The sequence below is a fragment of the Pirellulales bacterium genome, from assembly GCA_033762255.1.
In the GTDB taxonomy this organism is placed as follows: Bacteria; Planctomycetota; Planctomycetia; order Pirellulales; family JALHPA01; genus JANRLT01.
On record JANRLT010000046.1, the window covers coordinates 26,473 to 36,338 of the forward strand.

Consider the following 9,866-nt stretch of genomic DNA (forward strand, 5'->3'; position numbering starts at 1 on the left):
CCATTCGCGTACTATCCTCTTTACTGAATAACCAAACAACGCACGAAAGTCCGCGACACCTTAGATTCTGCCAAATTGCTTGTCCAACTCCGCCTGCGTAAAGACCAGCATTGTCGGCCGGCCATGGGGGCAGTGGTGGCTGTCCTGGTAAAAATGCCGCTGGGAGACCAACGCGGCGACTTCCGGAGGCGAAAGGTGGTCCCCCGCCTTGATCGCGGCCTTGCACGCCACCATGTGCAACAGCTCGTCCAACAAATCGCGCCGCTCCGGGGTTTTGCCCTCGGTCTGCAGGTGCTCCACCACGCTTCGCAGGACTTCTTGGGGACGAAAGTTGGCCAGCATCGCCGGGTAACTGGTGACTAGGATCGTGCTGCCCCCGAACGCCGCCACCCCTATGCCCAACTTTTCCAATAATTCCTGCCTGGCAAGAATCGCGGCCGCTTCGGTCGCGGTCAGGTCGATCGGTTCCGGCACCAGCAGTTCCTGCCGTTCAACATCGCCGGCTAACACCTTATTGCGAATTTGCTCGTACAAGATCCGCTCGTGCAGGGCGTGCTGGTCGATGACCACCAACCCCTCGTCGGTCTCCGCCACCAGATAGCGATTGTGAATTTGAATGGCCGCCGAGCCCGCCTGCGTGGGTGCGGCACTCGTGTTAGGCTCTTGTGTCCGAAGCGCCGACCCTCGCGTCGCAACCGCAGCTTGCTGGCCAGCGGCAACATACGACGCCGCGGTCCCCGGATACGCCGGGGGAGCCACGCTAGCCGTCTCCCGGTGAAAAGGGACCAACTCTAACCGGCTGCCGCCGGTACTCGGCAAATCCAACGCCACTTGCTCATCCGCGGGTAGCTGATCCGTGTCGCCACGCACGGCTGGGCCAAACTGGGGCGGATTTTCCGTTTCTACCCCAATGCCTGAACTCTCCTGGCGGGCCCAGGCAAGCAGTTCGGCCTTATGCCGGGCCGTCTGCAGGGGGTCATGCGCCCCGTGCGCGTCGTGCCAGGCTTCCGCGGTGGTTAAAACGCTATTTGCTAACACCGGCGCGCCCGGGACTGTTGTTGACTGCATTCCGGGCAGACCCAAGCGCCCGGGTAATCCTTGGGCGTTGGCCCGTTCGCGGGCGTCGTCAAGATCCCAAGGGAGCTGGCTTTGCTCGGTGGTTATTGGCGATGGCGCGACGATTGCCCGCGCTGGCGGGGGAGAAGAGTGCGGCGGCGAAATTCCCGCCGGGTTGATTCCCAGGGCGGTTTCGCGCGAGTGCAGCCGGGCCGTCAGGTCGGTGGTCAAAAATTTGCCCCGCAGCGTTCCCAATAACTGACTATACAGCCGGCCCCCATCCTGAAAGCGAACTTCCATTTTGGTCGGATGGACGTTCACATCAACCATTTCGGGCGGCATGTCCAACTGCAAAAACGCGATGGGAAACCGCCCCACCATGATCAGGCCGCGATACGCCTCGGTTAGGGCGTGCTGCAACGCCCGGTCGCGAATCGCCCGGCCATTGAGGAACAAATACTGCAACCGGTTATTGCCGCGGGTTTGCGTGGGCCGGGCCACATAGCCCCGCAGCCAGACCTGCTCGTCGCGGCTTTCGATCCAGAGCAATTCATCACCCAACTCCCGGCCAAAAAACGCCGCCACCCGTTCGTCCAGGCGTTCGGTGGGCGGCAAATCATGCACCATGCGACTGCCGTGCCGCAGTGTAAAGTGAATTCCCGGATACGCCAGCGCAGCCCGGGTCAGAGCCTCGGTGACATGGCCAAACTCCGTCGCGGTGGACCGTAAGAATTTTTTTCGTACCGGGGTGTTATGAAACAACTGCCGGACCTCGATCGTGGTGCCGACGGGCGCGCCGCAAGGCTCCACAGGCCCAATTTCCCCCCCGTTGATGCTGACTTCGGCTCCGGCGGGGGCCGTGGGTTGGCGGCTGCGGATGAGGGTTTGGCTGACTTCGGCAATGCTGGCCAGGGCCTCGCCGCGAAAGCCCAAGGTGCGGACGCGAAACAGGTCCTCGGCGGTTTCAAGTTTGCTGGTGGCATGCGGTGCCACGGCCAGGGAAAGCTGTTCCGGGGCAATCCCGCAGCCGTCGTCCACAATCCGCACCAGCTCGATTCCCCCTTGTTCCACGGTGACGTCGATCCGCCGCGCTCCGGCATCAATCGAGTTTTCCAGCAGTTCCTTCACCACGCTGGCGGGGCGCTCGATCACCTCCCCCGCGGCAATCTTATTAATAACACTCGGCGGGAGTTGGCGGATCAGGGGCATGGGAAGTTAACTACGAATTAAAAATTACGAATGAAGAATTGTAGGAGGCGACTCCGTCGCCGAATGAACCGCAACACGACCATGTCCGGTTAGCCACGATGCTTAGCGGAGTTCGGTCGAACGATGTAAGACCGGCTGTACCAACCCGCAACGTCGGCAAGTGACAGATTTAAGCAATCGGCGCTCAATCGTCCAAACAGCGGCAGTTTGCGGCATCCACTGCCAAAGGAGACTCCTGGGTTTACAAAAGATAAACATTCGGCTTAACACCGATGGTAGCAAGCACTTAGGTATTTATAACCGATTTACGCTTAATGAAAAGGGAGCGTCTCCCGGGTGAAATCGAATTAATCTCCGATTTCCGCGGAATATCTTTTGTTCCTCCACGTTATAACAGTTGTCGATAGTTTCAGGGGTGTTGCGCGCAAGATCGTGTTGTTTTTGCAACCCGCGTACAATTAGAAAAAAATCATTGCAACGGCCACACCCTTCCTGATAAATTGACTTAAATTGTCTGAATTTGATTTCTGTCCCTGGGGTAAAGCGATGCAACGCATTCTGGCATTTCTCGCATGGCTGCTGTTGGTTAGCTTCAACTTCCTTGCCACCGCACACGCCCAAGAGACCGGCAAAAAGTACGCCGTACTGGTGGGCGTGGAGAAATACGACGCCAGCCAACTCAATCGGCTGAATTACACAATTAACGATGCCGAGGATCTGGGCCTGCAACTGAAATCGCTGGGCTTTGACGTGACGGTCATGACCCAGAATGCCGACGACACGCGTTTGCACCCCACAACGCCGGAGAAAATCGAGCGCGTCCTGACCAACCGCGCCAAGGCGTTAGACGCGGCGGACACACTGATTTTTGCCTTTATGGGGCATGGCGTGCAGTTTGCAATTGATAAGGAAAACATGGCCAACGCCGAGGAAACCCAGGAACTCTACTTTTGCCCGGCCGATGCCCAGTTGGATGACCGCAGCACGCTCTTATCGCTGGAAAAGGTCTACACCCTCATGCAAGAGTGCCAGGCGGGGCGTAAGTTGCTGCTGGTGGACGCCTGCCGCAATGATCCCCAGCCCAAGGGGAAAACCCGCGCGAAGGAAGTCGAGCTAGAACCCGTGGGGCGCAAAATTCGCACCGTGCCACAGGGAATGCTCGCCTTTTTTAGTTGCTCGCCCGGTGAAAAGGCCCAGGAGTATCCCGAGTTCATTGACGGTCGGGGGCATGGGGCGTTCACGGGGCATGTGCTGAAATACCTGCGGGGAGAGGCGGGACCGGATAAGTATCCCCAGGATGAACTGTCGCTACCAGAAATGGTCCATTATGTGCAGCGCGAGACCAAGGACTATGTCTGGAATAAGGACAACGCGGATCAAATCCCAGTCCCGTATGGAAAGGTGGCGAGTTGGAGTTTGGGGAAGGTAAACTCGGCCCTAAAAAAGGAATTCACCAACAGCATCGGCATGAAGTTTGCCTTGATTCCGGCGGGGGAGTTTCTCATGGGTTCGCCGAAGACGGAGGAAGGACGCGACGACGGCGAAACCCAACACCGCGTCAAAATCACGAAGCCGTTTTATTTGGGGGCGTATGAGGTGACGCGCGGGCAGTTCGCCAAGTTTGTAGCGGAAACCAAATACCAGACCGAGGCGGAACAGGATGGCGGGGCGTACGGGTGGGACGCGGAAAAACAGAGTTTCGTTAAAGACGAAAAATTCAATTGGCGGACCCCCGGTTTTACCCAGGCGGATGATCATCCGGTGGTTTGCGTCAGTTGGAACGACGCGGTCGCTTTTTGCAAGTGGCTGGAAAAAAAGGAAAAGCTAAAGTATACGCAACCAACCGAGGCGCAGTGGGAATACGCCTGCCGCGCGGGGACGACCACGGCGTTTCATTTTGGGGACGCGCTTAATGGAACCGCGGCGAATATCGACGGCAATTATCCCTATGGCACCGAGACAAAGGGGCCATACTTAAAGGGCACTTGCAAAGTTGGCTCTTACCAGCCGAACAAATTCGGCTTGTTCGATATGCACGGCAACGCGTGGGAATGGTGCGCCGATTGGTACGACGCGGAATATTATAGCAATAGCCCGGTCAATGAACCGTCTGGGCCAAGAACGGGAGAATACCGCGTGATTCGCGGCGGTGGTTGGTGCAGCATCGCTATCTACTGTCGCTCTGCGAATCACAACTTCGCCGGACCCGCGAACCGTAGCGACGGCGTCTTCGGCTTTCGTGTTCGCTGTATTCCGTAGGCGCTTTGCTTCAGTCATACGCTGCCTGACTTCGTTAATCTGATCTCAGGACCGGGTACCCTAGCTGTCCGTGGGCTGACGCCCACGGCTACGATCCTTCACCGCTGCGCGGTGGAATACAAACCGTTTTCTCCTAATACCTGTCGCCTAAACTCTGTGATTCCCGCCTCATCCCGCGTTCCGCCCCTTTTCCGCCGATGCCATCGGCGGCTTTGTGCGCGCTCCGCTGCGCGTTGCGGCTAAGCACTCACCCCTGCACCTCCGCACCCCTGCTTTTCCTACCCTCTGGGGGCTCGCTGAGGCTCGACCACCAACCACCCAAGTCAATTAAGAATTATGAATTAAAAATTAAGAATTGGTTTGCTGCAAATCCTAATTCATCATTCCTACTTCTGACTTCTCCCCCCGCCTCTCGTCTCCCACGCTCCGCTTCCCACTTCCTCACTCTCGCAACCGCATTTACGGCACCGGGACGGTGCCTGCTACATACGCGCCCCCCGCCTCCTCACAGCCCATACTCCTTGATCTTTCTATATAGCGTCCGTTCGCCGATGCCTAGCATTTCGGCGGCTTGCTCGCGGTTGCCGCCGGTCGAATTGAGCGTCTCGATGATAAATAGCCGTTCAATCTCCGCCAGTGATTGGCCGATCAAGCTGCTCAGGTCCGACCCGCTCCCCGAGGCCAGCACAATGGTCGGGGCCGTCGGCGCGGCGGGTGTCGGCAAATCCCCCAACTCGGTCGGCAGATCATCCACATCCAAAACGCCGTCAAAGTCGACCACCACCATGCTTTCAATCACATTTCGCAGTTGCCGCACATTTCCCGGCCAACTGTAGTGCAACAGCTTCATTCGGACCGTCGGAGTCATGCTTTTAATCGACTTGTGGTGCCGCTTGGCAAAGTAGCGAATAAAATGGTCGATCAGCAGGGGAATATCCGCCGCCCGCTCGGCCAGACGCGGTAATATAATCGTCACCACCTTCAGTCGATGGTACAAATCCTGCCTGAACGTCCCCTTTTCGATCGCCTCTTCCAGATTGCGATTGGTCGCTGACAAAATTCGCACGTTCACCTTGATCGTGTCATTGGACCCCACGCGCGTGATCTCGCCATTTTCAAGCACCCGCAACAGCTTGATCTGCGTCGGCATCGGCATATCGCCCACTTCGTCTAGAAACAGCGTCCCGCCGTGGGCGTGCGCGATCTTGCCCACGCGGTCAGCGCTGGCGTCGGTAAACGCCCCCTTGACATGACCAAAGAGCTCGCTTTCGAGGATATTTTCGCTGAGGGCGGCGCAGTTGAGCGCGACGAACGGTTTTCCCTTGCGCGGGCTGTTCTGGTGAATGGCCTGGGCGACTAGTTCCTTGCCGGTGCCGGTTTCTCCCTGGATCAGCACGCTAGCGTCGGTCGGGGCGATCCGTTTGAGCCGGTCAATCACGGCGTTCATTTGCGGCGAACTGCCAATAACCCCCTCAAAACCAAATTTTTCATCCAGACGCTGCCGCAGTTCGGTGTTGGTGCGGCGCAGGCGGACTGCCTCGCACGCCTTTTGGGCGACGATTCGCAGTTGCTTGAGATCCAGCGGCTTTTGCAGATAATTAAATGCCCCGGACTGCATGGCCGCGACAGCGCTCGGGATCGTGCCGTGCCCCGTGACCAAAATGACCTCCGCCTCCGGCAGGGCTTCCTTGGCATGCTTGAGCACCTCCATGCCGTCGGCGTCATTCATCATCAGGTCGGTGATGATGACATCGTAATTCTCCTGGTCGATCCGGCGAATCCCCTCCTTGCCGCCGTTAGCGACAGTGCAGTCCAGGCCCACGCGCTCCAGGCTTTCGGCCACGGTTTCGGCGTGGGACTGGTCGTTGTCGATAATAAGCACCCGCACATCCGTGAGTGGGACCGCGGTGGAAGAATCGGTGGTGTTCATAGGGGATATATTACCGCTATCCGGGGGGAGGCGGGAGGGGGCGGGGGGGGAAGCGGGGAAGTCAGAACTAGGAATGATGAATGCAGAATGGCTGCAATTCTGCATTTAAACGGAGCGCGCACAAAGCCGCCGATGGTATCGGCGGAATAGGCGGCGGGACGCGGGTCGAGGGACGGGAGGCGGGAGGAAAATTACTCGTAACGCACATCACATGGCCCTTACCATTACAATCCCTACAATCCCCGCAATTTCACTTTTTATCACCCAATGTTAGAAAACTGAACCCCGCCGGTCGATAACAGCCGTATGGTTGGCTTTACGACAATGACCGCGGGGCGGTTGGATCTGGCGGCCCTGGCCGCGGGACGCTACGGCTGTATCGAAGCGGCCGCTGGAGAGTTACGCGCCGTGAGGTTGCGCCCCTATCCCAAGTGGGTCTGGCCCTGGGACGTCCTCTGGCGGGGGGAATGGCTGCATCGGCACGGCACGGGAGACCGGCTGTGGATTTACTACAATCAACCCCGTAGCAGCCCCGATTATCTGGCTCTAAAATACACGGTCTCGACCCGCGACTGCACCCTCGCCACCCTGCACGCCGCCCTGGGCACACTCGACGAGATCGCCCGCCTCAAATCCTCGGCGGCGATCGTCGGCGACGCGGCCAACTTTCGGCTGAGCGAAAAAATTCTGCGGCGCTTTGGCTGGGTCCGGCATACGGACGACCGCTGGCACCGCAATTTTATTAAGCGGTTTTATGGAGAGTACCCGGCCACGCGAGGATGGCTGGGGGAGAACAACCAATCGAAAGAAAAAGCCCATAGTCAGAGTCTTTCGCAAGAATTGTGTTCGGCGGTATAGACTGAAAACTTTTGCTAGCAAATCTTGTAATATGTGGAACTGCCATTGCTGGCAACAGTTCGTCTCGCTAGGATTTCGCGCGTTTGTAGAGAATCTCTGCCCTGGCAAAGGAGTGCTGGATGGGTCGTGTCGCGGGTGCCGCCGGTGCCTGGCTGGCGCTGCTGGTTGTTACCGGCTGCGTGCAGACCCCGTACGCGCAGCAGGGGGCCGTCAATAATCTACAACAGCAGCAAACGCAGCTCGCCCAGCAAAACAAAACGCTCGAGGACCGGGCCACCGCGCTCGACCGGGATAATGCCGAACTGGAGACCCTGCTCGCCCAATCGCGTCAGCAAGCACAACTGATGCGGGACCAACTGAGCGCGGTCAAGGAACAACTGGGCTCGGTCAATACTCAGCTAGCCCAGCTGCGGGATGAGCGCGGCGTGATGGAGCGGAGATTGCAGGATGCCTTGGCCGCGGCCAACAACTCCGCCGCCAATCCCGCCGCTAATTCGACCGCCAGCATGCCCAACGGCAACAAACCCGGGGCCAGCATCTTTGCCAATAGCAGCCTGTCTTCCAAACTGCCGGACTTTAAGTTGGCGGGGATCGAATCGCGCACCGATGGGGACGTGGTCCGGATCGAGCTTCCCGCCGACCGGCTGTTCGACCCGCAAAGCGCCCGGTTGCGGGTGGATGGGACGCCGCTCATTGATTCGGTCGTGATCGAGGTCGAACGGGCCTATCCGCAACAATACATCGCACTCGAAGGGCATACCGACAACGAAGCCCCCCCCGCCGGATCCCCCAACCCGCACGAACTGACCGCCGCGCGGGCGAGCGCGGTCTTTGAATATCTCACCCAGCGGTCCCGCTTGCGACCGCAGCAACTCTCCGTCGTGGGCTATGGGGCCAACCACCCCGTGGTGTCAAACGCCACCCCCGCGGGCCGCTCCCGCAACCGGCGCATCGAAATCGTGGTGTACCCGGAACGCGTGGGGGAACGGTAGAATCAAAGTCAGAAGTATGAAGGCGGAATGATGAATGAAGAGAGGTTGGCGGTGCGGGATGAGAGTTTGGGATAGCCCGCGAAAATTGCTAAATTTTTGCAAACATCCTAGAATCATGTTTATAATTAATTCTAGTAATTCGCTTCGAATTTCCTATTACAATGTAGCAGACAATTCCATGACTCTCACCGCAGTCTTACTTCCCGCCGCCGAAGGGGGTTATGTCGCCCATAACCCGGAAACCGGCACAACGACCCAAGGGGAATCCGTGGCGGAGGCGTTAGCCAACTTACGTGAAGCAACGGAGTTGTATTTGGAAGAGTTCCCGCTGGAGTAGTTTTTGCTAGTTAACTATTGGAAAGCATCAATTTAAAATATCCTAAGTAAATGATAGTTAACGCGGTCACGGCCATTAAGCTTAAAGGTGGCTCTGGTATCACAACTTCTTCAAAATCAAATACGCCACCACTTATAATTGGTGCCTCTACGGCAAGGTCTCCAAAATATCCTGCTCGTGAAACTCCGCCTGCAATGTAATTTTCTCCATCGTGAACTGCATTCGATTTCCAGCGATACTTCAAGCCGGGAACATTGAAGTGTTTAATGTCCCCATCTGATTCAATCCCAACTAGTTCAGTTGTAAAACTAAGGAAATAGTTTTCACCTGACAATGCATAGTCAGGAACTTGAGGTCGGTCTCTAAATTGAAATATGGTCTTTGAAGGATCAATATAGCTTTTCCATTCCTCAGAATGTGGCAGTTCAGCATAGTATGCGGCGTGTTTATCAAAGTAGGGACCACCATTGGCATCTTCCTCGATTTCAAATCGGCGAACGTCATTCAAGGCATTTCCATCAACTCGAATCGAGTATGTGTCGAACGTATCATCGCCCGCAACTTGAACAAAAGGATCGTAGTACGGTGCCGAAGCGGGACCCGTTATGAAACGATTCACATTACCATTCGGCAATTGTACTGTTCGATGAACATCAAATCGCCAATTTCCAGGGCCTGTTACTGTTTGAAGCCAATTGAAATGGTCAACACCTAATTCTTTCGCTAAGCATGATAGGTCTATCGAATCACCACGAGAATTTTTGGGAGCGAAATTCAAGACCATCAAAGCCGGATCACTTTTTACATCGCGAGTTACACTGCGTTTTACGTTTCCATCTGATCCAATGTATCCCTGCAATATTTGCCTTGGATCTTCCTCAATAAATTCATATTTCACTGTAGCGTCACGCATAGCCACACCATGACCTGCGTGAATATACGGTTGAAAATAGTCAGAGCTTGCTGAAAGAAAGAAGGATGATTCAGGCGGATAGTAGCCGGCACGTGGTGCATAGACTGATAAACCGTTATTTTCAATGATCACGTTTTTTAATTCGCCGCCAAGACAAGTCTTAAAATTAGTAGTGGCGGACCCTAATCTGAAACGCAATTTATGTCAATAAAATAATTTCCCGCAGGGGGAATTGGGGTTGTAAAAAACATGGCTGGACGTTACTAGCGGTGCGGGTATCTGACATCCACGCCACTGGGAACGGAGTTCCAG

General features: G+C 56.4%; 7 protein-coding genes. 4 read left to right on the forward strand and 3 right to left on the reverse strand.

The features are described from left to right. Positions 1-60 precede the first annotated feature (60 nt). Entirely contained in the window at positions 61-2,265 is a 2,205-nt protein-coding gene (gene mutL, locus SFX18_13680) for a DNA mismatch repair endonuclease MutL (GenBank protein MDX1964199.1), read from the reverse strand. A 546-nt stretch (positions 2,266-2,811) separates the two neighbouring features. Between mutL and SFX18_13685 the strand changes: the two genes are divergently transcribed. Beyond that, entirely contained in the window at positions 2,812-4,524 is a 1,713-nt protein-coding gene (locus tag SFX18_13685) for an SUMF1/EgtB/PvdO family nonheme iron enzyme (protein MDX1964200.1), read from the forward strand. A gap of 505 nt (positions 4,525-5,029) precedes the next feature. Here the strand turns inward: SFX18_13685 and SFX18_13690 are convergent. Then, the gene (locus tag SFX18_13690; GenBank protein ID MDX1964201.1) at positions 5,030-6,454 is read right to left on the reverse strand and encodes a sigma-54 dependent transcriptional regulator; all 1,425 of its coding nucleotides are present in this window, start codon (positions 6,452-6,454) and stop codon (positions 5,030-5,032) included. Between the two features lie 306 nt (positions 6,455-6,760). Here SFX18_13690 and SFX18_13695 point away from each other — a divergent pair, with 306 nt between their 5' ends. The 3 genes from SFX18_13695 (at position 6,761) to SFX18_13705 (ending at position 8,641) form a co-directional block, all read left to right on the forward strand. After that, positions 6,761-7,312, forward strand: coding sequence for a hypothetical protein (locus SFX18_13695; protein ID MDX1964202.1), 552 nt, complete (start codon positions 6,761-6,763; stop codon positions 7,310-7,312). A 119-nt stretch (positions 7,313-7,431) separates the two neighbouring features. After that, the gene (locus tag SFX18_13700; GenBank protein ID MDX1964203.1) at positions 7,432-8,304 is read left to right on the forward strand and encodes an OmpA family protein; all 873 of its coding nucleotides are present in this window, start codon (positions 7,432-7,434) and stop codon (positions 8,302-8,304) included. 178 nt (positions 8,305-8,482) lie between these two features. Then, positions 8,483-8,641, forward strand: coding sequence for a type II toxin-antitoxin system HicB family antitoxin (locus SFX18_13705; GenBank protein MDX1964204.1), 159 nt, complete (start codon positions 8,483-8,485; stop codon positions 8,639-8,641). A gap of 10 nt (positions 8,642-8,651) precedes the next feature. On the opposite strand, the gene SFX18_13710 is transcribed toward SFX18_13705, so the two are convergent. Continuing rightward, entirely contained in the window at positions 8,652-9,686 is a 1,035-nt protein-coding gene (locus SFX18_13710; protein ID MDX1964205.1) for a hypothetical protein, read from the reverse strand. Positions 9,687-9,866: the final 180 nt, after the last annotated feature.